The organism is Photobacterium kasasachensis, assembly GCF_050336885.1.
Lineage (GTDB): Bacteria > Pseudomonadota > Gammaproteobacteria > Enterobacterales > Vibrionaceae > Photobacterium > Photobacterium kasasachensis.
Window position 1 is genome coordinate 1 of record NZ_JAKJSH010000029.1, and the last position, 26,997, is coordinate 26,997.

The 26,997-nt window shown below is 44.2% G+C and carries 21 protein-coding genes; 9 read left to right on the plus strand and 12 right to left on the minus strand.

All coding sequences use genetic code 11. From position 1 onward, the window contains the following. Positions 1-641: 641 nt before the first annotated feature. On the minus strand, positions 642-953 hold the full coding sequence (locus tag L4D19_RS27190) for a copper chaperone PCu(A)C (RefSeq protein ID WP_428454994.1): 312 nt from the start codon (positions 951-953) through the stop codon (positions 642-644). Positions 954-1,201: 248 nt separating this feature from the next. After that, positions 1,202-1,882 (minus strand): FMN-dependent NADH-azoreductase, encoded by a 681-nt coding sequence (locus tag L4D19_RS27195; protein ID WP_428454995.1) that lies wholly within the window; start codon positions 1,880-1,882, stop codon positions 1,202-1,204. A 616-nt stretch (positions 1,883-2,498) separates the two neighbouring features. Here L4D19_RS27195 and L4D19_RS27200 point away from each other — a divergent pair. Continuing rightward, a complete protein-coding gene (locus tag L4D19_RS27200; protein ID WP_428454996.1) occupies positions 2,499-3,932 on the plus strand; it encodes a coiled-coil domain-containing protein in 1,434 nt (477 codons plus the stop codon). Positions 3,933-4,038: 106 nt separating this feature from the next. Here the strand turns inward: L4D19_RS27200 and L4D19_RS27205 are convergent, their stop codons facing one another. The 5 genes from L4D19_RS27205 to L4D19_RS27225 all read right to left on the minus strand — a co-directional run bounded on the left by L4D19_RS27205 (position 4,039) and on the right by L4D19_RS27225 (position 11,449). Further along, positions 4,039-5,052, minus strand: coding sequence for a GGDEF domain-containing response regulator (locus L4D19_RS27205; RefSeq protein WP_428454997.1), 1,014 nt, complete (start codon positions 5,050-5,052; stop codon positions 4,039-4,041). A 2-nt stretch (positions 5,053-5,054) separates the two neighbouring features. Beyond that, a complete protein-coding gene (locus L4D19_RS27210; protein ID WP_428454998.1) occupies positions 5,055-5,636 on the minus strand; it encodes a chemotaxis protein CheB in 582 nt (193 codons plus the stop codon). A gap of 11 nt (positions 5,637-5,647) precedes the next feature. Continuing rightward, complete coding sequence (locus tag L4D19_RS27215; RefSeq protein ID WP_428454999.1) at positions 5,648-6,487, minus strand: CheR family methyltransferase; 840 nt, start codon at positions 6,485-6,487, stop codon at positions 5,648-5,650. After that, entirely contained in the window at positions 6,487-10,644 is a 4,158-nt protein-coding gene (locus L4D19_RS27220) for a response regulator (RefSeq protein ID WP_428455000.1), read from the minus strand. Before L4D19_RS27220 ends, L4D19_RS27215 begins: the two co-directional genes overlap by 1 nt. 376 nt (positions 10,645-11,020) lie before the next feature. Continuing rightward, positions 11,021-11,449, minus strand: a complete 429-nt coding sequence (locus L4D19_RS27225; RefSeq protein ID WP_428455001.1) for an Lrp/AsnC family transcriptional regulator — start codon at positions 11,447-11,449, stop codon at positions 11,021-11,023. A gap of 168 nt (positions 11,450-11,617) precedes the next feature. Here L4D19_RS27225 and ocd point away from each other — a divergent pair, with 168 nt between their 5' ends. From ocd to L4D19_RS27250, 5 genes are all read left to right on the plus strand, one after another. Next, positions 11,618-12,661 carry an ornithine cyclodeaminase gene (gene ocd, locus L4D19_RS27230; protein ID WP_428455002.1) on the plus strand — a complete coding sequence of 348 codons (1,044 nt, stop codon included), beginning with the start codon at positions 11,618-11,620 and terminating at the stop codon, positions 12,659-12,661. Between the two features lie 172 nt (positions 12,662-12,833). Further along, the gene (locus L4D19_RS27235; RefSeq protein ID WP_428455003.1) at positions 12,834-13,406 is read left to right on the plus strand and encodes a TetR/AcrR family transcriptional regulator; all 573 of its coding nucleotides are present in this window, start codon (positions 12,834-12,836) and stop codon (positions 13,404-13,406) included. A 463-nt stretch (positions 13,407-13,869) separates the two neighbouring features. After that, entirely contained in the window at positions 13,870-14,661 is a 792-nt protein-coding gene (locus L4D19_RS27240; RefSeq protein ID WP_428455004.1) for a formate dehydrogenase subunit gamma, read from the plus strand. After that, a complete protein-coding gene (locus L4D19_RS27245) occupies positions 14,654-15,367 on the plus strand; it encodes a 4Fe-4S dicluster domain-containing protein (protein ID WP_428455005.1) in 714 nt (237 codons plus the stop codon). Before L4D19_RS27240 ends, L4D19_RS27245 begins: the two co-directional genes overlap by 8 nt. Positions 15,368-15,369: 2 nt before the next feature. Beyond that, entirely contained in the window at positions 15,370-18,417 is a 3,048-nt protein-coding gene (locus tag L4D19_RS27250) for a molybdopterin dinucleotide binding domain-containing protein (RefSeq protein WP_428455006.1), read from the plus strand. A 99-nt stretch (positions 18,418-18,516) separates the two neighbouring features. Here the strand turns inward: L4D19_RS27250 and L4D19_RS27255 are convergent, their stop codons facing one another. Then, positions 18,517-19,365, minus strand: coding sequence for an immunity 49 family protein (locus L4D19_RS27255; RefSeq protein WP_428455007.1), 849 nt, complete (start codon positions 19,363-19,365; stop codon positions 18,517-18,519). A gap of 114 nt (positions 19,366-19,479) precedes the next feature. Continuing rightward, on the minus strand, positions 19,480-20,448 hold the full coding sequence (locus L4D19_RS27260) for an Imm49 family immunity protein (protein ID WP_428455008.1): 969 nt from the start codon (positions 20,446-20,448) through the stop codon (positions 19,480-19,482). A 360-nt stretch (positions 20,449-20,808) separates the two neighbouring features. On the opposite strand from L4D19_RS27260, the gene L4D19_RS27265 reads away from it, so the two are divergent. From L4D19_RS27265 to L4D19_RS27275, 3 genes are read left to right on the plus strand one after another with little or no spacing between them, the layout of a single operon-like run. Then, the gene (locus L4D19_RS27265) at positions 20,809-21,861 is read left to right on the plus strand and encodes an agmatine deiminase family protein (RefSeq protein ID WP_428455009.1); all 1,053 of its coding nucleotides are present in this window, start codon (positions 20,809-20,811) and stop codon (positions 21,859-21,861) included. Positions 21,862-21,879: 18 nt separating this feature from the next. Continuing rightward, positions 21,880-22,563, plus strand: a complete 684-nt coding sequence (locus L4D19_RS27270) for a response regulator transcription factor (RefSeq protein ID WP_428455010.1) — start codon at positions 21,880-21,882, stop codon at positions 22,561-22,563. Beyond that, complete coding sequence (locus tag L4D19_RS27275; RefSeq protein WP_428455011.1) at positions 22,557-23,807, plus strand: sensor histidine kinase; 1,251 nt, start codon at positions 22,557-22,559, stop codon at positions 23,805-23,807. The genes L4D19_RS27270 and L4D19_RS27275 overlap by 7 nt, the downstream gene beginning before the upstream one ends. A gap of 107 nt (positions 23,808-23,914) precedes the next feature. On the opposite strand, the gene L4D19_RS27280 is transcribed toward L4D19_RS27275, so the two are convergent. The 3 genes from L4D19_RS27280 to L4D19_RS27290 all read right to left on the minus strand — a co-directional run bounded on the left by L4D19_RS27280 (position 23,915) and on the right by L4D19_RS27290 (position 26,838). Beyond that, positions 23,915-24,385 carry a GNAT family N-acetyltransferase gene (locus L4D19_RS27280; RefSeq protein WP_428455012.1) on the minus strand — a complete coding sequence of 157 codons (471 nt, stop codon included), beginning with the start codon at positions 24,383-24,385 and terminating at the stop codon, positions 23,915-23,917. A 155-nt stretch (positions 24,386-24,540) separates the two neighbouring features. Beyond that, the gene (locus tag L4D19_RS27285) at positions 24,541-25,017 is read right to left on the minus strand and encodes an NUDIX hydrolase (protein WP_428455013.1); all 477 of its coding nucleotides are present in this window, start codon (positions 25,015-25,017) and stop codon (positions 24,541-24,543) included. A gap of 120 nt (positions 25,018-25,137) precedes the next feature. Continuing rightward, positions 25,138-26,838, minus strand: a complete 1,701-nt coding sequence (locus L4D19_RS27290) for a methyl-accepting chemotaxis protein (protein ID WP_428455014.1) — start codon at positions 26,836-26,838, stop codon at positions 25,138-25,140. Between the last annotated feature and the right edge of the window lie 159 nt (positions 26,839-26,997).

A 26,997-nucleotide genomic window follows, 5' to 3' on the forward strand; every position in this document is an offset into this window, starting at 1 on the left:
GCAGTGATGAATCATACAAACCCAGGTCACTACCAAATACCAGCCCAGCCATATCTCGCCCCTTTAAACCTTGTCCCGCAGCTTTTCCTGTGCTGCGGGCAGCAGTAATTAATTGATTTATAGGGTTATCAAACGAAATATTTTTTTGTTAAGCGCAGAACAAACAAAAGCTATAAATTCTGACAAAAGGAGACAATTAAGGAATACAAACCAACCAATCATAGAAAGTGAAGGGCCAAAAGAGTAAAACACCAGAAGTGAAAGCTGAGCCGATGCAATTATATTGCGTATACACCTGAAACCTCAGACAAACGCTAAATGTAGATTCCAAGGATGGAAAGACTCGGAAGACCAAGATTAACCTTGGGGAGTAGTGGCATTCAAAAGTAAGCTAGCAGCGTATTAGATTTTAAGTATTTACATGACTATTGTCTAAAATACCAGCTTTAAGTATGTAGAAAGAAGGATATTATTACCTTTCGAAAAACAGGCAAACGAATGCATTCATTTAAATAAAAGTATTATCATTCGTTTCGGGATGAATAATATATAACATAATGAAAAGTATATATACTCAAAGTCACAACTAGCCTTCTCTTCCGTGAAAAGGCGGCTTTGGTGACTACAAGGTCGTCTTTATATTAACGCTTCTGTACACCATGGAAAGCAAAACGGTTAAATTCATTACCATCTTCAGTGACCGCTTTGTACTTAACAGATCTAGAGCTATTTAAAGAAAGTGGAATAAAGACTCGACCACTCTCATCCGTCTGATATGTGCCTTTAACTTGAGGTTGATTTTCAATTGATACCACAGCGTTTGCAGACGGCTGCCCATTGTTCGTTACTTTCACCCAAGCACCATTTTGTGTATCAGAAATACTGATATCAGCAAATGACATTGAAGAAAATGCAACCAAAACAGCCGATAGCGCAATATTTACCTTTTTCATCTTAATTTCCCCATCTTTATATTATAGTAATCACCAATAGTCTCTTTAAGTAAAACAAATTAAGCTTATAATACTTCAGAAACAATCGGCTTAGACTTAGGTTACTCTCTGAAGCTAAACAGAAGTTGAACGTATAGAAATTTTGAAAAAATTCACATTGTGTATATTTAGACACCGCAATATGATCATCCATCAATTCGGAGATTGAGTTTAATTACGGTATCTATCAATATCTTAAAGAAGTTCTATTAACTAATTCCTAACTTGCTCAAAAGCTTTTTCCATACTGGAATTTGCTTTTGCGGTGCAACATCTTCCTGTCCGATCTTACGGTCAACCACACTTAGGCTATCGAGCTCAGTTTTTGCTTCTGAAATAGCTTTTTCTGCCATTTCAGGCCCCATGGCCAACGCCTCGCCATACACCACCTCAACATCCGTAATGCCGATAAAGCCTAGTACCGTTTTCAGGTATGGGATCATCACATCTGTCGGGCCATCTTTATGCATTCCGCCCCGAGTAGTAACCAAAATGGCTTTCTTGCCTGTGATTAAACCAACCGGCCCGGTTTCTGTATAACTAAAAGTAACACCTGCGCGCGCAACCAAGTCGATCCAGTTCTTTAGCTGAGTAGGAATATGAAAGTTATACATTGGCGCAGCAATGACGATCGTATCGTGGGCTTTCAGCTCATTAATCAATTGATCAGATTGCGCCAATGTTTCCTTCTGACGCTCTGACAAATCATCCCCCCCACGCAAGCCACCAGCGATTTCACCATCCAGTACAGGCAATGGCTGAGCTGCCAAGTCACGCTCTGTGATATCAGAGACATTGCCTTCAAGAGAGCTAACCAGGTGATCGATTAGACCGTTCGACTGAGAGTAATCACCAAGAATGCTTGATTTAAGAACGAGAACTTTAGACATATTGCTATCCTTACTAGATTCGATGCTTGTTGCTGATGGAGTAACTATAGGGACAGCGTAGTGATCAAGATAGCGTAAATTTTAGCTAGAGTTATTCGAATTTTTCGAACGTTTAAGACCCTTATTTATTACCAATAAAAACAAATAGTTAATTTCAATACTGTTCATAAAACTTAACTCATCATCGCTTTTCATAGTGAGTGCAACAAAAAAAACGGCTATATACCCAAGCTACCTCAAGATGCAGGATTCAGAGTGAGACCAGCAGAGCCGAAACCTTTCAACTCTTTTTTATTAATAATATCGACAGAAAAATATGCAAATGCAGTCTTATTCAATTTATATCGTTTTCGATAAAAAAATCGCTTGGTTTTATAAATGTTTACAAGAGTATCCCGTTTTTGACATTTTAAACTTGCGCTGTTGTCAGACAAAAAGTAAAACGTAAAAAATTTCATTAACAACAACCCTTTACCACTAACTAAAAACTAACTGTTAAATTAGTTTCATATTTGCTGTTCCATTAGCAGCAAATATAAAGGCGTAACTTAATCAAAGAATATAAAACCAGTGGCTTATAAACCCAATCGAGAGAGTCTGCTTGTCAATGAGTAATATGAATGAATCACACCTAGACAATGATCTAAATAACCTCCATAAACACAGTCGTTTTCTTCGAAAAATAGCCTGGTTCGTTGAACTAATTGTTGTGTTCATCGGCCTTTGCATATCAATATCGCTGATATTGAATGGCGATAACCTAATCGGTACATTTACCCTCTCAGCACCGTTTGTCATGATCTCACTGGTAGAACTTACCAAAATCCCATTTGTTATCGGGCTATGGCATTCAAGAAAATCGTTTATTATGTATCTGTTCATGCTCTGCTTCTTATGCCTAATCACCTTCGAAACCCTTCTAAACGGCTTTGAAAGAGCATTCTCTTCAATTAATAACCAAATCAATTTGAATGAGATTGAGATCAGTAAAATTGAAAACCAAATCAAGAACAACGACGAAAACATCCTAATTGCTTTACAAGACTATGAAGTCAAAACGCAAGAAATCTCTACTGACAAAGAGGCGGTTGATAAGAACTACAGGCAGCAACATGCTAGCTTAGTGGCACAAAATGCGCGGCTATCTAAAAATGTGCCGGATCTCAGAAGATCTTTAAATACGACACGCAATGAGCTCACTCAGCTGAAGTTGGAAAAATCAGAGTTACTAAGAGAACTCTCTCTTAAGAAAGAAGAAAGATTCAAATCTAGCCTTGAGCGATCACAAAGCTCTGTTGATATGGTACAAAAGGAACGTACCCGCCTACTCGATCAGATAAGCTCACTGACTATAGAGAAACAGCAAGCGCTGGACGACGCGAACTTCTTTACTTCTGATTCAGTCAGGAGAGATTATGATGAAAAGATACGCTATGTCGAAGAGCAGCTCAACAACATAAACGACAAGACTATCACCGGAAAGCAAAACAAGACCGACTTTGAATCTGTCGAGTTCCTCGATGGTTATTACTCTGATTTGCTTTCACTCAAAGATGACATCATCAAGCAGAAAGAAGATGAAATAAGCTCACTTACACGCAGCTATAATCAAGCCGTAAGCGCCAGCAACAAGAACCTTGCCATAAGGGAAGCCCGGCTACTAAAAGAGAAGAAGTCTGCACTTCAGAACTTGGACAACAAGCTTGATGAGATCGACATTGCCTTTTCCAGCGAAAAGCAATACATCAACGAAATCAGGCAAGCCAATAACAAGCTTCGCTACGATATTCGGGTTATCGAGATCGAAACCAACACCCTTGCGCTATCTAATCAGGTGTATCGAATGGCATCGTATGTCGATAATGTCAGCCACTATAAAGACGTTAAGAAGGAAACCCTAACACTTGTCGGTTTGTTCTGGTTTGGTACTCTGGCGCTTATTGGCTCTATTACCGGCATCGCCCTGACACTGTCAGGCTTACATTTGCATAGTCTTGCCACCAAACGCGATAAGAAACAGTCCGTCGAGTTAACGCAAGCTACGGCCTAATATTATAATCTGTTGTAAATCTAAGCCACAAAGAAGAGCCCTAATCAGGTACTGATTAGGGCTCTTGATTTCGAACGACTCATTGTTACAGCACAAGTTTGGCTTATTACAAATTCACCGCCTGATTTATTACTTCCGTACTACAACAACAGTTCCGACCACGACGTTTTGCTTCATACAAGGCATCATCTGCCGCCTCCAGTAATTTTCGTGATGACAATGCCAGATCAGGAACGACGGTAGAAACACCGACACTAATCGTCAGATGCTGGTGTGACAACGAAGAGCTATGCGGAATATTCAGCTCATCGATACTTTCCCTGATCCGCTCTGCCGCCAACATGACACCATCACGGTCAGTTTCTGGAAGTATAATGGCAAACTCTTCACCGCCGATGCGGGCTATTTTATCCATTTCACGCAGTGGGACACTTGCCAGCGTACGGGCGACTTCTCTGAGGCAGTCGTCTCCTGCCTGATGCCCGTAGGTGTCGTTATAGGCCTTGAAATGGTCAATATCTAATATAATAAATGAAAGCGGCTGTTGTGAACGTATGCCCCGCTTCCACTCCTCATTAAGCACTTCGTCAAAACGCCTACGGTTAAACAACCCAGTCAAACCATCAGTGGTAGAAAGCAACAGAAGCTGCTCATTTGTTTCTTCAAGTTGCTGCTGAAGCTCTTCAAGCTCAACAAGCTTGCGGTCAAACTCCTGGGTTTTTTCGCGTAACGCTTCTTTTTGTTCATAAAGTTCGATAAAAACACCAACTTTACTCTGAAACATCACAGGAATAAGGGGCTTAAGCAAATAATCAACAGCACCAGACTCATAACCTCTGAAGATATGCGAAGAGGCCTTCGAGGCTGCAGTTACAAAAATAATCGGGATATGTTTATTTTTTTTATTTCCCCGCATTAGTTCGGCAACTTCATAACCATCCATTCCCGGCATCTGTACATCAAGCAAAATCAATGCAAAGTCATGATCCAAAGTATGCGCCAAGGCTTCTTCGCCTGAGTTGGCTTTTATCAGCTCAACATGAAAAGGGTCAAGCAAGCCTTCCAGAGCCAGCAGGTTTTCTGGTCTATCATCAACAATCAGTATCTTGGGAATAGCCATAATCAGTCAGTGGTACAAAGTGAATTTAAAAAACAGCCTATCTCGTTCAAGGGAAGGATGTTATCAACGTCTGCGGCCTCAATAGCCGCCCTTGGCATAGCTTCAGCCTCTGCGGTCTCAGGAGACTGAACCACAGCCAACCCTCCAAACTGCTTAATTCGTGCCATTCCGGCAGCACCATCTGAGTTTGCGCCGGTTAATATCACCCCAACTAACTCATCTAAATAAGCATCCGCTGCTGTTTCAAACAATACATCAATGGAAGGGCGGGAAAAATTCACCCGTTCCTCTGTCGAAAGCGCTATTGCCTGGTTGTATTCAACCAGCAAATGATAATTTGGGGGTGCGAAGTAAATCACCCCTCCCTCTATCTGCTCTTTATCTTCCGCTTCTTTAACTTCCAGCAAACATCGTTGGCTGAAGTGAATGGGTAGATAATTTTCTGATGTCGGGCTGACATGCTGAACAACCAGGACAGGAAGCGAAAATGAGCGGTCAAGAGCAGGCAGTATTTTATCTAGCGCAGCCAAGCCTCCGGCTGAAACGCCAATGACTACTGCTCGATAATGCCTGCTCGTGCTCATTTCAACATTCCCTAAAATGTGCGTTTTTTCCGGTATATTTTTTCGCGTTCACATACCACTTCAAATTTATCAACGACATCAGAAAACCTGATACTTTCTTTGGAACCCAGACAGAGAAAACCGCCTGTACACAAACTATCACAGAACAACTGTAACACCCTGTTCTGCAACTCCCTATTGAAATAGATCAATACGTTACGACAAAAGATAATGTTCATTTCACCGAACACACCGTCTGTTACTAAGTTGTGAGGCGAAAAGAGAACTTTATCCTTAAGCGAACTGTTTATCGCCACGTTATCATAATCAGCGGTGTAATAATCCGAGAAGGAGCCTGTTCCCCCCGCTTTCTGATAATTGGCGGTATACTCGCGAACAAGATCCATCGGATAAATCCCCTGCTTCGCCTTTTCAAGGATCCGCTCGTTGAAGTCAGTCGCATAGATCTGAACGCGATCCTTAACTCCCTCTTCCTCAAGCAAGATCCCCATTGAATACACCTCTTGCCCCGACGAACAACCTGCATGCCACACTTTGATAAATGGGTAGGTTTTCAGGTGAGGGATCACGGTATCGCGAACTTTTTGGTAGAACCAGGGGTCTCTGAACATCTCAGTGACATTAATAGACAGATCGAGCAGTACCTTGTTAAAAAACGGCTCTTCACGGATCACCCTATGCTGCATTTCAGAGAAACTTCTCAGCCCCTCATGGGCCCGCCTGTTCTCCAGCCGCCGCTTGGTATGTGCGAACGCATAATTGCGGAAATCATAGCCATATTTACGGAATATGGCCTCTAGCAGCAGCTGGATCTCCAGCTGCTCGTCTGAAATTGTTATTGTGTTAGACATTAGTACAACCAAACCCTCAACATAGATAGCAGCTTGTCGGTATCCACCGGCTTAGCAAGGTAATCACTTGCCCCCGCCTCGATACATTTACTGCGGTCCCCCTTCATTGCCTTGGCTGTCAGCGCAATAATCGGCAACTTAGCAAACTCGCGTTGTTTGCGTATTTCTCGCATCGCTTCATAGCCATCCATCTTCGGCATCATAATGTCCATCAATATACCGTCGATATCGTTTTCTTCTTTGAGCTTATCGAGGCATTCTAGTCCGTTTCTGGCGATCAGCACTTCCATACCTTTCTCTTCCAGCACGCTAGATAACGCAAAGACATTACGCATATCATCATCCACCAGCAACATGGTCTTGCCGTTAAGTACTGCTTCCTTGTCATGGATCATCTTCAGCATGTCTCGCTGCTCATCAGGCAGGTTGGCTTCGACACGATGCAAGAACAGCGCCGACTCATCAAGCAAACGTTCTGGTGATTTTACCCCTTTGATGATGATACTCTCGGCGTAGTAGTTGAGCTCTTTTTCCTCATCACGGGTCAAGTCACGGCCGGTATAGATAATAATCGGGACACGGGCTGCCGTTTCGCTTTTACGAATGCACTCTAGCAAATCAAAGCCAGACATATCCCCCAACCCGAGATCCAGCACCATGCAGTCGTACATACCATTTTCCAACTCCTGCAAGGCTTCTGCTCCCGATCCGACAGCAGTGATGCTGACATCTCCGTCGCCAATCAACTCTCTGATACTTTCGCGCTGGACATCGTCATCTTCAACGATAAGCAAACGGCTGACCGGCTTGGAGATAATATCTTCAATTTTCCCGAAAGCTATATCCATCTTGTTGATATCAACAGGCTTGGTCAGATAACCAATAGCACCCATCCGCATCGCATCAAGTGTACTGTCATTAGCCGACATAAAGTGCACCGGAATATGACGCAGCTCGGAGTTGTCCTTCAAACGCTCCATCACTGTCCAGCCATCAATGCCCGGCAGTCCGATATCGAGAATAATAGCGCTAGGTTTGTAGAAATCGGCATAATGAAGGCCAGATTCTCCATCTTCGGCAACAATACATTTAAAACCCCGCTCCCTGCCGAAATCGCGCATCACTTTGGCAAAAGCGCAATCATCTTCGATAATGAGCAAACTCTTCGAATCTGCAGTGATCTCTTTACGGTCGTCATCGACAAACTCACTTTCCAGCGGGTGCAATTGCAGCACCTCTGTACCATGTATTGGTGGAAGAGGTTGTGGCAGTGGTCTGTGTTCAACAACTTGCGGTTCAGCCGTATCTGGTTCCTTGACCAAGTGAATAACCGACGCCATTTCAGTGCTCACTTCCGGTTCCGGGAGCTCATCTATCGGCGTCACTTGCTCGGCCTTGGCAAGTGGCAGCACGATAGAGAAGATACTCCCTTTACCTTCTTCACTTTCCAGATAAATTCTACCACCCAGCAGGTGGGTCAACTCTTTAGTGATAGATAACCCTAGCCCTGTACCGCCGTAATTTCGGCTGGTACTGCCATCGGCCTGCTGGAATGCCTGGAAGATGGCTAGCTGTTTCTCCTTGGCAATACCGATCCCGTCATCTTTGACCGAAAACTGGATCAGAGACTCAGGTGTCGTATTGAGCGGTTTGCAGACTTGCGCTGAAGGCCGTGATATTACCAGCTGTACCGCTCCTTCATGAGTAAACTTGAAGGCATTGGTCAGAAGATTTCGCAAGATCTGCTGCAGGCGCTGAGAATCGGTTCGCAACGATTTAGGTACGTCATCAGCGATATTCAGCTCAAACGCTACGCCCTTTTCATCGGCGATATCTTTGTAGATACGATTAAGATCGTTGATCAGGCCATCAATTCCCACGTCCTCAATAAAGAGGTCGATCTTGCCCGCCTCAATCTTAGACAGATCCAAAATCTCGTTAATCAAAGACAGAAGATCCGAGCCTGATGAATTGATCGCATTGGCTGATTCGATTTGCTTATCGGTCAGGTTACCCTCTTTGTTATTGGCAAAGAGCTGGGAAAGTATGAGGATACTGTTCAGTGGCGTTCTCAGTTCGTGAGACATATTGGCCAGAAACTCTGACTTATATTTACTTGCCACTTCCAGCTCGCGGGCTTTCTCTTTGACTACTTCCTGCGCCTGCACCAACTTTTCGTTCTTGGTGAGCATCTCGCCTTTTTGCTCTTCCAACGCCTTGGTACGCTCTTCCAGTTCCTCGTTGGTCACCCGCAGCTCTTCCTGCTGGGCCTGCAACTCAGCTTCTGACTCTTTGAGTACTTTAGCCTGTTCCTCAAGTTCCTCGTTGCTTACACGCAGTTCTTCCTGCTGGGTTTGCAACACTTCTTCGGACTTCTTGAGCGCATAGGTTTGTTCTTCCAGCTCTTCATTGGTTACCCGCAATTCTTCTTGCTGGCGCTGGGCTTTCTCTAACAGCTCTCGGATCACCTGACGGTTGCTGGCGGCATTGAACATAATGCCGGTATTGAGGATCACCTGCTCGACAAACTGCCGGTGCAGCTGAGTAAATTGCTCTGTGGAGCCAAGTAATACGGCACCCAGTAACTTGTTATCCAGGGTAATAGGGATGGCCATGAAGTTGTTCGGCACCACTTCACCGGCACCGTAATTGATAGCAGGTACGTTATCAGCCACATTGGTGAAAGTAATCACTTCCTTTTCCAGTGCGGCCTGACCGATCATACCTTCACCCAGCTTAATGTGATTGAAGTTACCGCGGCGATCAGTAAATGCGTAGCTGGCCTGCAACTCAAGAAAATCTTCACTAGCCAAATACAAGGCACCGAGCTGGGCACCCATATGCTTACTAAAAAAGGTAATGAACCGAGTCGCAAGGTCCGTTGTTTCCAGATCACCACGCAGCTGATCATCAAGGGACTCTTTGCCTGACTTAAGCCAATGCTGCTCCTGAAGATTACTCGCCATATTATTCAGCGCCTTGGCCAAATCACCCAGTTCATCTTTTTGCGGCAACGTCAGGCTAGTTGTTAACTCGCCTTTAGCAATAGCCTGGGCAAACCGCATTCCTTCAATCAAAGGCTGGGTAACAGCACGGGAGATAAAAAAGGCAGCAATAACGATCACAGCAAGCAACAACCCACCCACGACAAGCATTGTCTGGTAGATCTTATAAGTAGGCTGAGTCACTTCATTCTCGTTCATCTTCGAGATCAGGTACCAATCAACACCCGGTGCATTAACCTTGTTATAGCTCACCAATACAGGTACACCAGCACTGTCAATATAGGTATCAAATCCACCGTTAAAACCGTTTTCCACGGCTTCATGCCAATAATCAAGAGGCGGATCCACCGAATAACCTACGACATGGCGACCGTTGCCCATGGTTTCCATGTTGCTACGAAATTCGTAACTGCCATCTTTCTTGCTGACACCAATCAAATAAGATTCGCCGGTCTGCCCCATTCCGATACGAGAATCAACAATACGAGTGATAAGCTCTGCCGATAGCTGTAGTACAAGTACACCTGTCACTTTCCCGTTTTGATCAGAGAGCGGCTGGGCGATAAAGGAGGTTTCTGTACCGTTAAGCGGTTCGTAAGGCGAAAAGTCAATAAAGGCAACCTTTCCGGTATCAGTCACTTTGCGCCAGGCCTCGGCAAGTCCACTGCGGCGGTAGATGCCATTGCTTAGGTTTGTACCCTGAATTCCGGTATCGGAAAGAGAGAACATGACGTGGCCGTATTCGGCACCAAGAATATAGAGGTCGCTGTAACCGTAAGCTTCAACATAGTCTTCAAAATGGGGGATATAGCTTTCGGTTAGCTGGGCATACTCACGAGTCCGGACATCTAACGAGCCAGTCGACTGGGTATCAACATCTTGCTGATACTGGTTTAACCTTTGTACCAGTTCAGTCACACGTTCAGAATCAGCAAGGACGCTAATATCAGCCAAGCGCTCATTGAAGAAATCATCAATATTGCCTTTTCTAATGGATTGAATAGTGGTCAGTCCATCGAAGGATTTATGAATCAAAGCGTCAGCAGCCAGTTTGCTACTGAAGTAGACCGCTATCACCATAGGGATAACGCCAGTTACTACCAGTAACCCCACCAGCTTGGGGCGAATACGAAAATCAGCAAAGCGAATCATTGTTACTCCATGAGAGCATTAAAAACGATCGGCTATACAATTAGATACAACTTCACTGTCATTCAATCAACGAAGGCAACTTAAGCATAACCAGACATGTCAACTTATTGTCGCTCTATTCTGGTCAAGCATCGTTCATTGAACAAATGTAATATGAATTCCGTAGAAAAGTGATTCAGGCATCCTGTTGCTCCATCAAAATATCAACCAAACATCAGGCTATCTCATTCCCTACATCAATCGCATAACCAAGGCGAATGAATGTACCACAAACCGTACTAAAATTCTAAGCAAGCGACTGTAATTACATATAATTGGGCACCTATTGATAAGGTTTATAGTTTATTTATCTTTCATTGTTATTCTCCATGTGTGACTAAAAAATAGAATCAAGCAACAAGTTTGCTTCTGTCTGAACAATCCCTTCGATGGATCGAATTCGTCCTAGCAAAGCGCCCAACAGCGTCAGATTTTTGGCTTGTATCTCAGCGATAAGATCCCAATGACCGTTAGTATGGTGAAGTGACAAAATCTCTGGAAAATGATGAAGTTGCTCCAGCACTTTATTTTCATCCTTGGCCACCACACTGATACTCATGATCACCTTGACCACACTCTCATCCGCATCGGCTTTCAGCTTCACGGTATAACCTAGAATAATGCCTTCTTTTTCAAGCTTGCTGATCCGATTCTGGACCGTTGCCCGTGAAACCCGAAGCTCCTTGGCAAGGTTAACTATCGGCATACGGGCATTTTTCCTAAGCAGTGACAACAGCTGCCTGTCTGTATCGTCCAATTTACTCATTCATGCCTTCCCTTTTTCCACTTAAGTGACAAATCGCCAGCTTTACCTGCCATTATGTCAATATTGGTTGATATTTTGTACATATAGCTGGCTTTTTGTTGGCTCAATTGAGCAGTAAAATGCACTCGATCAAATCAATATGAATAAAGTTTATTATTGGAGTAAGGGATGACGTTATTTCTAGATGTTGCAACGTTAGGCTCATTGGTAGATGAGCGCGGTACTGAAGGCTTCATGGCCGGACTTCTGGATTATATGAAGAGTGATTTTTGTCGCTGGGAAGAGTTTGACAAGTCATCTCGAACGGCAGCCCATAGCGATATCGGTGTAATTGAATTGATGCCGGTTGCCGATAACATCAACTATGGATTTAAGTTTGTAAACGGCCATCCATCAAATCCCACCGTGGGCATGTCAACGGTAATGGCCTTTGGCGCGCTTGCCGATGTATCTACAGGTTTTCCTCGACTGCTCTCGGAACTAACGTTATCCACGGCGTTACGAACCGCGGTGACTTCAGTAATGGCAGCCCAGGCTCTAGCTAAGCCAGAGGCCCAGTCAATGGGGATGATTGGTTGCGGCGCCCAGAGTGAATTTCAGGCAATTGCATTTCACACTATTCTCGGGATCAAAGAACTACGTATTTTCGATATCGATCCCGAGGCAATGAACAAGGTTGTTGAACACCTGAAAGACTATCCTGAACTAACGGTTATTAAGGCACCTTCCGCCAAGGCCTGTGTTAAAGGGGCTGATATCGTTACTACGGTTACAGCAGACAAAGCGTATGCAACCATCCTGACACCGGATATGATCGAGCCTGGCATGCATATCAACGGCGTCGGTGGTGACTGCCCGGGAAAAACAGAGCTTCATTTAGATGTACTCCTGGCCGGTAAGATTTTTGTCGAGCACGAGCCGCAAACCCGTGTAGAAGGCGATATTCAACAGCTATCTGCAGAGCACAAGGTTAATCCACTATGGAAGGTTATTGCCGGTTTAGAACAAGGACGAGATAGTAAAGAACAGATCACTATCTTTGATTCTGTCGGTTTTGCCCTGGAGGACTTCTCTGCCCTTCGTTATATCTACGACCAGGCGGTAGAGGTCGGCGTTGGTGAGAAAATTGAGCTGATCCCTCAGCTAACTAATCCAAAAGACTTGTTCGGTTTAACTAAAGCTCGGAGAGCAGCTATCAAAGAAGTCGCATAAATCACGACCATGTCCCAAAAAGCACTACATTGTCAGGAGAGGCTTCCCCTCTCCTGCTTTCCAGTCACCTGCTAATATGTGAAGGTAACCTTGTAAGCACAGGTACCGAAAAGTATAATTACTATCAGTAAGTTATGGCGACAGATTTTGTTCAGCAGTATTAAGGTACGCAATGTCAAAACGTATGGATAAAGAGGCAAGAAGAGAGCAGCTTTTATCAATAGCAGTATCTATTATCGAAAGCCGCGGTGCAGATGCATTAACACTCGCCTCGGTTGCGGAAGAGGCCGGAGTCACAAAACCGATTGCCTACAACCACTTTGAAACTAAAGAAAACCTGCTAAAACAAATCTATCAAGACATTGATAACCGCTTAATTGAATCAATACAAACTGCGAAAGAATCAAGCAACCAGTCAATCAGCGATATTGTTGCTATTCTTTGTGAGTCCTACTTTGATTGCATGCAAGTCAACTCAAAGATTTACGGCCTTACCATTGCTGCACTGAAGTGTTACCCAAGCAACGTTGATCTTTCGCAAAATATTCAAAACTTCTTTGTTAGAGCCTACTCGGAACTTTTTCAACTGCCAGTCACAGGTGATAACTATCAAAACCGTTTGAAGTTGATCTCTGTTTACGGACTCATTGAATCAGTAGGTGAAGCTGCAATTGCAGGCCAAATCCCGCAAGAGGCTGCATTAAGCTACTTAAAAGAAGAGGTTCACCACATTCTGACTAAGTAAACAACGACAAACTATTAACGCACGCTCTTGATTGCGCCTTCAAGTTCATCAAGAGCCTACGATAAGTACGTCAGGCTTATACCCACTTTGCCAAACTACGTTATTGAAAAATAAAATTACACTCACTTCTCTTCTCATATAAGCATCATCATGATGTTGATCAAAGATTAATTAATAATCAGCTCAGCAAGCATAACTCAACTAATTCATATCGCCAAAATAGTATACCAATCACATTTTTCACAAGTTACCAGTAGTAACATCACCCGCAAAATTTAAGTTACTATTAGTAATGTGGATATATTCTCTGTCTTAAATCCCTATACGTAGATATTAATCTGCAGATAAGACATTGAAGATTAGCTATCTTTTTAGGCATGAAGAGGTGTTAACAGTATAAAATTTCACGAGTACATTTCGAAAATTAATTCTCATAATTAAAAGATAAGAGTGAAGGTTCAACATGGAACAATCTTCTATATGGTTAAGCATATTGTCGTATCAATCCGCAATTTCATGGTTATTGATCGCTAGCATTGTGGGTGTCGCCCTGCTGATGGGCCTGTTTGTATTCATCAACGGATCATCAAAACTTGAGAGTGGTTTTACTGGCAGGCTAATCCAGCGCTGGTCAATTCGAAGCGTTATAGTCCACTGGTTAGGTGCAATCCCTTGTTTAGTATTGATTTTTACAGGTGTAGTAATTGGCGCTGGAAAAGTCATTTTCGAGCCTGGAAGCACTCACTGGGCAGCCGCTGTCAAACTATCTTCAACATTACATGAGTTAGCTGTTTTCCCTTTTATATTCGGTGCACTCCTCATGTTTATTATGTGGTGGAAGAAGCAGCTATTTAAAAAATATGATATTGACTGGTTTATTAAAGCAGGAGGCTATATAAATTTTGGCAAAAAACAGCATCCTGAGGCAGGCTTTGCTAATGGCGGCGAAAAACTCTGGTTCTGGGTATTTACCATTAATTTTATTATCCTCTCTGCAACAGGATTAATGCTCTTTTTCTCAGAGATAGCCCCCGCTCCTGAAAATGCCCCTATGGTCATTTCACTTCATATTATTTCCGCGATGATTATCGGCGCATTTGCCATTGTTCATATATTCATGGCAACCATTATTTCCGAGGGTGGTTTGAGCAACATGATCACTGGTAAATGTGATGAAAACTGGGCAAAGCAGCATCACAATCGCTGGTACAAAACAATAAATAAAAATAGCAATGAGGTGGAAAAAAATGGATAGACGTAAAGCGATTAAGTTACTCGCTGGCGGTACCACGGTTTCATTGGTTTCAGCCTCCCCCGTCATTGCATCAATAGCCCCAAGCAGCTCTGACAACAATAACAAAAAGCTGGCAATGGTCATCGACCTGCGCCGCTGTAACGGCTGTAAAGCCTGTGTCACAGCCTGTAGCCAAGAAAATGGCACGGAACCTGATGAACACCGGACCCAGGTACATCAAAGCAGCACTCAAATTAACGGCAAAGAATATACCCTCAACCTTCCACTGCTTTGTAATCAGTGTGACAACCCAGTTTGTACCAAGGTATGCCCGACCGGAGCCACGTTCAAGCGCAAAGAAGACGGAATCGTCGTCGTCGACTCCACGGGCTGCATCGACTGCAATTTCTGCGTCTACACCTGCCCATATGACGGTGTTCGCTTTACCAATAGCAAAACAAAAACCGTAGATAAATGTAATTTCTGCATTCAGCGAACTTCAAAGGGCTTTCTTCCCGCCTGTGTTGAAACCTGTACCGGCGGCGCCCGTGTGTTTGGTGACTTGAATAATCCCGACAGTAATGTCTCCAGGTTGCTCAAACAACACGAAGCATTGGTGCTGCAATCAGACAAGAATACCCAGCCTAACGTTTTCTATATTGGCTTAACGGCAGCAGAAAGTGATCACCCGTATAGCTTAAACTCGAATCTAACATGGCAGCGCTAATTATGGACCGAAGACAATTTTTAAAAGCAGGAGCTGCTACAGCTATCACTGGCGGACTGGCAGGCAAAGCAACCGCAGCGACAGGTAGTCACGAGCATGACATCAGCCGCTACGCACCATTAAGCCCCGAGCCTGAATTCACAATAGGGCCTGATAACAAGCTGACCAACAATCCGGACCAACGCTTTGCGTTTACCAAATGTTTTGGTTGCTATAACGTCTGCGGTGTTCGCATTCGTATCGACAACAAAACCGATAAGATTCTGCGTGTATGCGGTAACCCTTACGCCTTATCCACTCAGTCGGGCAGCCCCATTGCCATGGAAGTCTCGCCTCAGGATGCGATGCAGAAATTAATTGGCGAAAAGGGTAACGAACACCGAGCCACACTTTGTGGCAGAGGTAATGCGGTTCCTGATGCTATCACCGATCCACGACGCGTGACTCAGTGTTTGAAACGTGTTGGAAAACGAGGCGAAAACCGCTGGCAATCAATTTCCTACGAGCAACTTGTAAAAGAGGTCGTTGAAGGCGGTGATCTCTTTGGTGAAGGCTATGTCGAAGGCCTGGCACAAATCCACGATGATAAAACCGTTGCCAACCCAGAGTATCCGGACTTTGGTCCGAAGAAAAACCAGCTATTGATGACAGGTTGTTCAGAAGACCCAGCCCGGTGGGACTTTTACACACGTTTCTCAGAAGCGTCCTGGGGGACACCAAATATTGGTAACAAAGACTCTTACTGTGGCCACCAGCAAGTCGCCGGATGCGCATTGGGCGTTGAAGACGGAGCCAACAGTGGTGCCCTTCCGACAACCGATTTTGAACATTGCGAGTTCGCAATTTTCATCGGCACCAACCCCGGGCTTAGCGGTATAAGTCTGAACTCAGCCTCCAAGCGATTGGCAGATGCGCGAACACAAAACCCTAACTTCCGTTATGTGGTCGTCGATCCAATCCTTCGCTCACTCACCACATCATCAATGCCAGATAATTGTGAATGGGTACCTATCCGTTCGGGTGGCGATACTGCACTGATGCATGCCATGATGCAGCACATCATCAACAATGAGCGCTACAACAAAGTCTATCTGGCTTCCTGTAGCCAGGAAGGCGCGTACAAAGCTGATGAAATCAACTATACCAACGCCCCCTACCTGGTCGTCACCGACAAGAAACATCCCCTTTACCGTAAATTCCTCACAGCCGAGGCCTGCGGCAAAGGCGATGCTGATACCAAAATGGTGATAGACGCTGCAAGTCAGCAGCTAACTACATCTGACAGTACAAAACCTTGCGACATTAAGTTCAGTGGCAAAATAGCGACAGATGACGGCCAGACCGTTAAAGTAGAAACAGCCTTCTCACTACTGGCAAAACGTGTCAATGAACATTCTATGGCTGAATACGCCAATGAGTGCCAGATCCCAGTAGACAAAATCAAAGAGCTTGCCAACGAGTTCAGCTCACACGGCCGTCGTGTCTCAATCGAGACCAATACCGGCTGTAACGCCAGTGACGGTGGCCAGTTCGGGTTCGCCATGATCATGCTCGCCACGCTTGTCGGGGCCCATAACGCCAAAGGCGGGATGCTGCACACTGGCAGTATGGGGTTTGAAAACACCTCACCGCTCTACGACATGATGGCCTTTGAACACGCACACGTCAGCGGCTTTAATGTTGAGCGCTCAGGCGATTACCGGCAAAGCAATGAGTACAAGGAAAAGGTCAGCAAGGGAGTTAATCCATTCCCATCGGATCACCCCTGGAACGAAACGTTCGTTCAGGATAATGCCGGGGAATTGCTCGTCGCACATGCCAATGCGAATCCATTCCAGTTCAAGGCCTGGATCGCATGGGCCAATAATCCCCTTTATGCCTGCTCTGGCCTGAAGGACCAGGTTGAAGAGTCCATCAAAGATCCTAAACAACTAGGCCTGATCATCGCATCCGACCCGTATATCAATGAAACCAATATCTACGCCGACTACTTTGTTCCGGATCTGGCCCAGTACGAGCAATGGGGCGCTTCTCGCCAATGGGGAAGTGAATTAATGGGTGATGTTGTATCCTTCCCGATTATTACGCCGAGAACACCACTCAATGCTGAAGGCAATCAAGTCTGTATGGAGCAGTTCCTGATTGATGTTGCCAAGCACCTCAATTTACACGGATTTGGTGAGAACGCTTTCAAGGATGTAAAAGGGAACACAAAAGCGATCCACACCCCTGAAGACTACTATATCCCGGTACTCGCCAACCTGGCACACAGTGATGAGGTATTACCGACCCCGACAAAAGATGACATCAAGTTCACCAGTGTCGATCGCATTTTCCCGCTACTCACCGAGCGATTAAGTGCAGAGGAAATCGGGCCAACCATGTTCCTGTTTACCCGGGGGGGCCGTTATTACCCGGTAGGCAACCGATACGAAGGCGAATTCTTTAACGAGATGATGCGATGGGATGCGCAGTTCCAGGTGTATAACGAAGGGCTTGCACATATTACCAACTTCCACTCCGGCGAATACCTTGACGGTTTACCGGTCTGTGACAAGCAAAGATTCTGGGACGGCACCGCCATTCGAGAGCTTTGGAGCGAGAAAGACTACCCGTTCTATTTCTCGACATTCAAACCTCAACTGCGCAGCCCGTACTCTGTCACACTCAAGGGCATTACAGCCTTAGGCGAGTCAAACTTTATTCAGATGAATGAAGCTGATGCGAAAAAACACGGGCTTAAATCCGGTGACAAGGCGAGATTAACATCCCCTAAAGGCACTTTCATTGAGGGCATCGTTCAGGCTGACAATACCGTTGCGAAAGGCTGTATAGCGGTACCGCTTGGATATGGTCATACCGCCTTTGGTGCAAGTGACATTACTATAGACGGCACCTCCCTACCTGGGCTTCCAGAAAGAAAAGGGGGCATGGCCGTTAATGCCTTTAACGCCGTAGACCCTACCCGCCAAGGAGCCAGCCTTTATCGTGATGTAACCTTTGGTTCAACCGCCCGCCACGGGATCCCTGTTGCGATTGATAAATGCTAATGGTCTATTGGTATTAGTTGATTAATATAAAAGCCTATAAGAAACCGCTCGATTGAGTTCGAGCGGTAAATCACATCCTCTATAAAGCAATATAGTTCTCTACTTATAATCCCCAACCACAATCCAATGTGGAATATAATCAGTATCAAAACCTAATTCATACTGTCTATATTCATATGCCAATACAGCCATCGCAGTAAGTGGTATAGATAACCATCCTTTGGAATTAGATGCATCCTTACTCTGCCAAATGTCTTTATGACTTTGACAGGCTTTATACATTGCTTCCTGATACTGCTCTTCAACATCAGTGGTTAAAATATATGAAACAATTTCCAACAACGGAAGTAATAAGGAGTAGGCCCAAGGTTGTCGATGTTCATCTATAAATCTTGACTCGGAAGCAGTAACTGCATCTTGCATCAGTGCCTGCATATTAGAGCCCTTTTTAAACATTCCTTTAATTAAGGCAAACAACGCTCTATCAAACTTGTCGCTTTGAACGTTGGCAGTGTCAAACATTGATTCATCATAAGATAACAACTCATGCATCTTATCCCAATCTCTAAGCATAACTGTCAAGCAAAATGCTTCGAACCAAAATTGAAAATGCAAATAAGAGTGCCCTTGCTTACCCTCTAGGTAGTAGCTTTCACCATCCAAAATGACTTCAAACTCACAACCAGTTGATAATTGCTCACGAATGAAATGCGCAACTGCACAGTCTTTAGCAATACATAAATAGCGAATAACATCACTTCTTTGCTTCCTACCTACTAACGCCACTGAAGCGGCTTCTATTCCATCATCTAAATTTGAAGGTAAGCAGATGCCACCGTTAGTTTTTAGTTTAGAAAAGATATCACTCCAAATACTAGTTTGATCCTCTAATACCTTCTCAATCATAATATTGCTAGCTTTGGCATGTGTCTCTACTTTTCTATCCATATATTTATCTCAACTCTTGGGCCTTCACTACCGCACTACCAAGTGCTGCCACCTGCTTGAGTCATATCTAGACAAAGCTAATTCTCTACAATTATCCCGCATGAAGAATGAACTCTAAAAACAATCATACTTATTACCAAATACTTCTTCATACGTACGTCGTGGAGTGCGAATATCAAGTTCTTTCACCATCCACTCTGGCATGTAAAGCGTGTCTACGGTCGGTTCCAAGCCCCACCGATGATACGCTAAGGCAGCTAGGCCAGTAATCGTTAAAGCAATCCAGTAGACTGATTCATACGCATAATCGAATGGATACTCATTTTGACTGAAAAAGGCTTTATGATCAGCCAAGGCTTCTTGTAATTTCTCGGGGTACGCCGTCTCACGGTTTGGGCTGTACATAGCATGTATCAAGGAAATCAGCGGCAAATACTTATAATTCACAGTTTCCTGTCGCTGTTCATGGCCCACACATTCTGACTGGAAAACCTTCTCTGCTGCGTCTGTTAGTAGCGTATTCATATCGGCATCTGGGTATAGAATGCCCTTAAACAAATTCAGCATAGCCTTGTCAAACGAACGACTGTCGCTACCTGTTGGCCGTATATCCATATCAATGTAGGCTTCATTCATTTCACATAGTTCATAAGCAGCATCGTAATCCTGCAAGATGAGCGTGGTGGCAAACACCAATACCCAATCATCCAGCCCCAGATTACAGTCAGTTGGCCTTCCTTTAGCGGAGTAATCTGATAGATCAATGCTAATCGGCACGCTCTTGCCCGCGTTAAACACCATACGGTAATAAGCTAACCCGGTATCACGAATAGTTTTTGTTACCCAATCGATTTCTAGCTTGGGCGCACCTTTCACAACTAACATACCAAGTACTGATTGAGAGTTTTCTAATACATATATTAAATGACTTTGATATCGATTGGGCTCTACCCCTTCAAGCACTTCAGAATTAATCTCTCTTGCTATAATCGGATCTAGCCAAGTATTAATACGTTCTTGAGTCTTTCCATCATTTTCATATTTGTCCAACACATGATGGATTAACTTCATCTTATTAGTCATTATTTTCTTCCTCTAATGCCTTTATCCATATACTCTTCCTAGGCACTATTTGTTGCAATGAGCGATCACTGTTCAAGCGCAGCATACAAGTGTGATGAAGTATACAATTCCGTACAAAGAACAGAAGCCATCAGCACCAAATGTTAGACATAACTCATTGTTAGTAAGCAGGTAAAAGTGAATTAACAACCTTAGTCCAAGTGTAACGAGCTTCGGCGGATTGTATGGAGGCTTAGTCTCTATCTAAATTGAACAACATAAAACGATAACCTCAATTAACGCACTTCTACGTTACCTTCCCGTTACCCGGCCTTTCTTAACATAGCCTTGTCCATTGGGTACAAACACAAGGAAAGGCTTATGTTCAACTCTCCACGCAAACTTCTCAATATCGCTATTTTGTGTGCTTCGGCCACCTTGGTCGCATGTTCAGCCGACTCAACGACACCCTCATCAAATTCCACTGCGAATTCAACGAAAACGACGAATGTAAGAGTCCCTGCAGAATGGGAGCCGCAAGCTGCCGTTTGGATGCAGTACCCAGATCATTGGGAAGCCAATATGCGCCCGGCGTTTGCACGGATCGTTTCAGTTATTCAGAAATATCAGCCAGTGCATATGCTTACCCGTACACAAGAAGAAAATGACCAAGCCCAGCAGCTAATGACCAGCCTCGGCGTTGCAGAAACAAACCTTGAATGGCATGTCGTTCCCATCGACAATGCCTGGATGCGTGACAATGGACCAATTTATGTCACTGACGGCACTAGCACCTGGATCCAGAACTGGGGATTTAACGCCTGGGGCGGCAACTTTGGCGGCGACGTCGGTTATACCAAAGATAACCTCATTCCCGACTATGTCGCCGAGCAGCTCAATGTCAAATCTGAACAATACCTTGATTACATATTGGAAAAAGGTAATGTCGAGGTTAACGGAAATGGTATTCTGGTGATCAACTGGGACTGTCAGGATAATCGCAACCCAGGTATGACTCAGCAAGAGCATGAAGCTATTCTGAAGGAAAAACTGGGGGTGCATACGATCATCTGGGCTTTCGGCCACTACCCCGGTGAAGGGACCACTGGCCACATTGACGGCACGGCAAGGTTTGTCAATAACAACACCCTTGTAGTAACCGTTCTTGATGACAGCAAGACTGATGACCTGTTGGTTAGCGACGCAGAGGCTGCCGGGCTCAACGTACTGCGCTATGATGGCAACCCTAACTGGTTAGTCGGAAATGGGTTTGTTGCCGCCATGGCCGATGAGCAAACACAGTACAATGCTAGCCTTAAAACCCAGCTTGAATCTTTCTATCCGGGGCGGGATGTTTTCCTCATCGAGACCTCCGATATTGCTAACGCCGGGGGTGGTATTCACTGTGTGACCAACGACCAACCTGTCATCTAATCAAACGGAGCCGCAACAATGCAGATATTACTTGTCGAAGATGATATGGACTTGGCAGAATTGATAATCGAGTATCTTGAAGCTGAAGCCATCGAATGTGATATCGCATATAACGGCTCCATGGCGCTCAACCTCATTGAAGAGAATACTTATCAAGTCATTGTCTCTGATGTAATGATGCCAAAAATGGACGGCTTTACGCTGTTGGAAAAACTGCGCAACAAGAACATTCAGATACCTTGCCTGATGCTTACCGCGCGCAACAAACTCGAAGACAAGCTCACTGGATTTGAAAAAGGGGCCGATGATTATCTCGTCAAACCTTTCGAACTGGCTGAGCTAACTGCGCGCATCAAAGTCTTGGCACAGCGTACTCAACCGCCGGGCCATAAAATAGAAATTGCCGATTTAGTTCTCGATTTGAAGGAACGCCAAGCTTACCGGGCTGGACAACTATTAGCACTAAGCGCTGCCGAATGGCAGCTGCTTGAAATACTTGCTAAACATAACCCGGCCGTTGTATCTAAAGTCGATATTGAGAACCATATCTGGGGTGGCGAGGCGCCTTCCAAAGACGCACTCAAAATGTTGATTTACAGATTACGCAAAGTAGTCGACTTACCTGAGGCCAGCCCGCTAATTACTACCGTTCGGGGACGTGGCGTGATGTTAGCGTCACCAGAGGATCAAGCTCAATGTTAAGCAGTAGTATAAGCCGATATATCTCACTGCAGATTGCCTTGCTAATCTCAGTCATATTGCTCGTGTTTTACTATATGATCACTGTGGTATACGACTGGGGGCTCGATGATTCCGTCCACTACTTCATGACATTAGAGGCAGAAAGCTACATTGAACACGGCAATCCTGCTGCCAACAATGCATCTATCGTGGTATATCCTACATTTGAGTCACTCCCCCAACCTGTCCAACACGTATTTGGAAATCAGGTCTGGGAAGAGGAAGAGCTGTACTTTCAATCTCAAGACGATCAGTTCTTCTATTTAATGCCTTACTACAACTCCAGTGCTGACCAGCTAGTTTTTGTTCTTCATACTAATTATGAATTGTCCAATAACGAAATGGTTGGGCTTTCCGTTGGTGAAATCGCCTCACTATTAGCTTTAACCATAGTCATACTCACCATCGGAGTCATACGCAACTTAGGTTGGTCATTGATAAAACCGATCAATGCATTACACGAATGGAACCGTCAGATCTCGGCAACAAAACAGACCTTCACCAGCGCAGATCCAATGCCCGATTTTCGCTTTAATGAGTTGAATGAAACGGCAGAACAAATACGTCACTCAATAGTAGAAATCAATCAGCGTAACGATAAAGAAAAACAGTTTCTACGGGTTTTAAGCCACGAACTAAGGACCCCTTTAGCAATTACCAAAGCCTCATTAGAGTTAATCAACAAAACCAAACCACAGTTAGATCCAAAGCTCGCCAATAAGCTGAACAAGATTGAACGGGCCAATACCAATATGTGTGCCACCAGTGAAGTCCTGCTGTGGTTATGGTCTGATGATTTAACCCAATTTAACACTCAACAGGTCAATCTGAATGAAATCATCAAACAGGAAATAAAAAACAATCAATATTTGACCGCTAAAAAAAATGTTAATGTCAGCCTGTTTAAACACGAGGCGTTTATTGAAGCAAACCCTGTACTGGTGCAGTTGTTGGTAAGAAATCTGGTAAGAAATGCGCTGCAATACAGTGCTGACGGCAATATCAGCATTGATTTCCAACCGGATTCTGGCTTAACACTCATCAACCCAATCGCCAGCCTAGATAGTTCGATAAATGAACCCGATGATTATGGTTACGGTATCGGACTGTATCTGGTATCAACTCTCTGCGAGAAGATGAACTGGGAATGTGAAATTCAGCAAGATATGGAACAGTTTCAGGTGTATATCAAGAAACTAAGGTAGCTGTCAGATCAGGTCTGAATTAGTACACCTAATCCATTGTGCAGTAAACTCTAAAACTGATTCAAACAGAAAACCCCACGGTTTACGAATCACTCTTATACAGCTTGTTAGTTTTTTGCTTGCTTGGCCATATTAATACCTGTGGCTTTGAAACCAAGCTCCTTATAGAGTTTGAATGCTCGCTCATTATCATACCCGACCAATAGTTCTACTTGCTCGATGCCACTATCGGTCCATGAGTTGTCCAGCGCTTGAAAAATTCGGCGCCCATAACCTTTTCCTTGATACTCAGGTAAGATTTGAAAATCATAAATAAATACTGAGCTATCACCTAAAAGGTACCAGAGATAGCCGATTACATAGGTAACATCACCCATTTCAGCTTCAAGACAAAGAAGAACATTGTTCTCCGTCTGTAACCCAAGAGGTAAGCATTCATCGAGTTCCTTATTCGCTAGCTGTAAGCCCTCCCTATAAGATACTTGCTTTGCGCCAGCTAGCTCTTGACCTCTAAATTCATTTGAATACGACCTATATTCCACAAACTCTGCTTGGGTCATATTTCTGTATGAAACCATTCTTTTTTAACCTTAATTGTAAACTTGTGCCGGGAAACTAACGTTTTGTTAAGCGATTAGCAAACGAAATACCGAAGCCGCTGCTATCACTTTAAACACTAAAACCAGCGCAAACTGAAAATCCCACGCGTTGTGAATCACTCTTAAACAGCTTGTTATGCTACGATCTCACAGACTTTGATGTACTTTGTCTCTGAAGGTAAATCTATAAGTCCAACCTGCAAAAACTCTGGTTTCAACCTTACATCCGACAATTCACTTAAAGGGAACCACTTAAACTCAAGATCTGCGTCTGACTCGATACCACTGAAGACCTCGTTCATTGGAAATTGATGAGGTTCCTCAAGTTGGACGAAAAAGTAATTAGCAATTTCATGAAACTTTTTATTTGAATACTCAAAAAAGTTTTCAACGTACCAGAGGTGACGGGTTACAAAAGCTGTAACACCCAACTCTTCGAACAACTCTCTATTTAATGTGTCATCTGAGTTTTCAAAAAACTCCACCCTTCCACCGGGAAGTGCCCAAAAAGAGTCTCCAACAGTTCTATGGAGCAGTACATGGTTATCATGAATTATTACTGCAGCGCTTCGGAAGATAAAACAAACATTCCCTTGATCAAATTTCAACATATTGACTCCTAGCAGCATACCGCCACATTCTGGTATGGGAACTGATAGACAGCATGCTGACTAACCCAATTCAAACGAAAAACCCAGCTCTTCTGCTGGGTTTTATCTCTTCTTTTGCTCTTAACCTACCTGCTTTCTTACTTTAAATTGCTGCATCAATTCTCTTAGCTCTTCGGCCAACTCAGCTAATTGCTGCCCCGAGTTTGCTGTCTGCTCTGCACCACCAAGCACTTCTCTGCCTGACTGGCTAATACTGACAATGCTCTGGTTAATCTCTTCAGAGGCAACCGACTGCTGCTCACAAATTGTGGCAACTTCAATATTCTTATGATTAATTTCATCAACAGACTGATTGAGCATTTGCAGAGATTCACTGGCAATGACGGCTTTGTCTGAACTCTCTTCTACCATCTGGCGGCTAAGTTCCATCACCTCTACCGCTGATGTGGCCCTATTCTGTAACTGTTCTATCAGTTTGTGGATCTGAGAAGTCGCGTCCTGCGTACGCATAGCCAGGGAACGAACTTCATCTGCAACAACGGCGAATCCTCTTCCCTGCTCTCCAGCCCGAGCGGCCTCAATAGCGGCATTCAGTGCCAAAAGGTTGGTCTGATCCGCTATTTCAGTAATACTGGTAACAAAATCACCAATATTATTACTTTCAAGTTTTAGCTCATCGAGCTTGCCAGATGCATCTAGGACCTGGCTTGCCAGTCCAGTCACAGCCTGTTGATTCTCAGCGACTATCTGGCTTCCTTTATGCACTTCTTCACTGGCTGTCTGTGTCAGCTGAGATGTATTTAACGCATTGTCAGCGACCTGCTGAACAGTTGTTGACATTTCGGTCATTGCTGAAACGACATGTTCAGTGTTTAGTTGTTGGGCATTCATTGCCTGCGTGGTCTGCTCCGTGGCAGCAGCCATATCTGCCGCAGAAGTTGCAATAAGATCAGAAGACTGAAGAATTCGTACAATGGTCATCTCCATTTTTCTGGCCATATTATTCATGGCTTTTAATAGTTGACCGGTTTCATCACTGTGATCTGCATCAATAATGACTCGAAGATCACCATTAGCCATTTTATCTGACGCGTCTACAGCATATTTCAGAGGACGAGTAATCGTGATGGTAAAGCCGTACCCGCATGCGGCACCAAAAAGAATAGCAATCACACCAATAGCTATCATACCAGTGATCGCTGCATGCTCATGTTCTTCAACAATGAGCAACGCATCCTCAGTCATCACTTCTACATCAACAAGAAACAACTCCAGATTATGGTTAAGTTTCTTCTGGGTCGACTCAAGAGCAGCAAGCCGACTTTCAGCCTCGACAAGATTGCCTCGCTCAACCTGCTTAATCAAATCATCAACATACTGCTCGTATTGCAAGTGTTGGGAGCGCAATTGCCGTAAACTAGCGCTCAGCGACTTTTCTTCGTCCTTTAACCGTTCTGATGTGGCGTGTGTCATGGCCTGTGCCAACAGCTTTTCCGCCTCATCTATCTTGTTATTAATCGTAGCGTTCATGGCTGCGAAAGCCTGCCTGAAATATGTCAGGTTACTCTCTGTATCAGCATCTTTTAGTCCCGCATTCCTTAGCGTCCGCTCGACCAACACGGCAGATTCTAACTGCTGAGTTGAAATAATGGTGGCAATATCTGTAAGGGGAATATCCTCAGAAGTAATGCCTTTCAGCTCTTCCCCAATTTGCGACAGCTTTAGATATCCATAGCCCGCTATACACATCATAAGCACAAGTAGGGTGCTGACCAAAATCAGCATTTTGGTCGCAATTTTCAAATTTTTTATAAATTGCATACTAGCCTCAGTGAATAATTATCACTTTTATTATGTTATTCGGGTTCGTATTTAGCGCTTGTAAGCCCCTCATTCGGTTAAAGGTGCTATTTATTGGCTCAACCCATGTCGTATCTGCACAGAAAATCCCTCATTATTTAATGAGGGATAGTGAGTGTG

Bases quoted from the DNA above. Each gene is read 5' to 3' on its own strand.
- L4D19_RS27205 (WP_428454997.1), bottom strand. From the start codon at position 5,052: ATGGCTATTCCCAAGATACTGATTGTTGATGATAGACCAGAAAACCTG.
- L4D19_RS27290 (WP_428455014.1), bottom strand. From the start codon at position 26,838: ATGCAATTTATAAAAAATTTGAAAATTGCGACCAAAATGCTGATTTTG.
- L4D19_RS27235 (WP_428455003.1), top strand. From the start codon at position 12,834: ATGTCAAAACGTATGGATAAAGAGGCAAGAAGAGAGCAGCTTTTATCA.
- L4D19_RS27275 (WP_428455011.1), top strand. From the start codon at position 22,557: ATGTTAAGCAGTAGTATAAGCCGATATATCTCACTGCAGATTGCCTTG.
- L4D19_RS27195 (WP_428454995.1), bottom strand. From the start codon at position 1,882: ATGTCTAAAGTTCTCGTTCTTAAATCAAGCATTCTTGGTGATTACTCT.
- L4D19_RS27280 (WP_428455012.1), bottom strand. From the start codon at position 24,385: ATGGTTTCATACAGAAATATGACCCAAGCAGAGTTTGTGGAATATAGG.
- L4D19_RS27220 (WP_428455000.1), bottom strand. From the start codon at position 10,644: ATGATTCGCTTTGCTGATTTTCGTATTCGCCCCAAGCTGGTGGGGTTA.
- L4D19_RS27225 (WP_428455001.1), bottom strand. From the start codon at position 11,449: ATGAGTAAATTGGACGATACAGACAGGCAGCTGTTGTCACTGCTTAGG.
- L4D19_RS27210 (WP_428454998.1), bottom strand. From the start codon at position 5,636: ATGAGCACGAGCAGGCATTATCGAGCAGTAGTCATTGGCGTTTCAGCC.
- L4D19_RS27215 (WP_428454999.1), bottom strand. From the start codon at position 6,487: ATGTCTAACACAATAACAATTTCAGACGAGCAGCTGGAGATCCAGCTG.
- L4D19_RS27270 (WP_428455010.1), top strand. From the start codon at position 21,880: ATGCAGATATTACTTGTCGAAGATGATATGGACTTGGCAGAATTGATA.
- L4D19_RS27260 (WP_428455008.1), bottom strand. From the start codon at position 20,448: ATGACTAATAAGATGAAGTTAATCCATCATGTGTTGGACAAATATGAA.
- L4D19_RS27240 (WP_428455004.1), top strand. From the start codon at position 13,870: ATGGAACAATCTTCTATATGGTTAAGCATATTGTCGTATCAATCCGCA.
- L4D19_RS27190 (WP_428454994.1), bottom strand. From the start codon at position 953: ATGAAAAAGGTAAATATTGCGCTATCGGCTGTTTTGGTTGCATTTTCT.
- L4D19_RS27245 (WP_428455005.1), top strand. From the start codon at position 14,654: ATGGATAGACGTAAAGCGATTAAGTTACTCGCTGGCGGTACCACGGTT.
- L4D19_RS27255 (WP_428455007.1), bottom strand. From the start codon at position 19,365: ATGGATAGAAAAGTAGAGACACATGCCAAAGCTAGCAATATTATGATT.
- L4D19_RS27200 (WP_428454996.1), top strand. From the start codon at position 2,499: ATGAATGAATCACACCTAGACAATGATCTAAATAACCTCCATAAACAC.
- L4D19_RS27250 (WP_428455006.1), top strand. From the start codon at position 15,370: ATGGACCGAAGACAATTTTTAAAAGCAGGAGCTGCTACAGCTATCACT.
- ocd (WP_428455002.1), top strand. From the start codon at position 11,618: ATGACGTTATTTCTAGATGTTGCAACGTTAGGCTCATTGGTAGATGAG.
- L4D19_RS27265 (WP_428455009.1), top strand. From the start codon at position 20,809: ATGTTCAACTCTCCACGCAAACTTCTCAATATCGCTATTTTGTGTGCT.
- L4D19_RS27285 (WP_428455013.1), bottom strand. From the start codon at position 25,017: ATGTTGAAATTTGATCAAGGGAATGTTTGTTTTATCTTCCGAAGCGCT.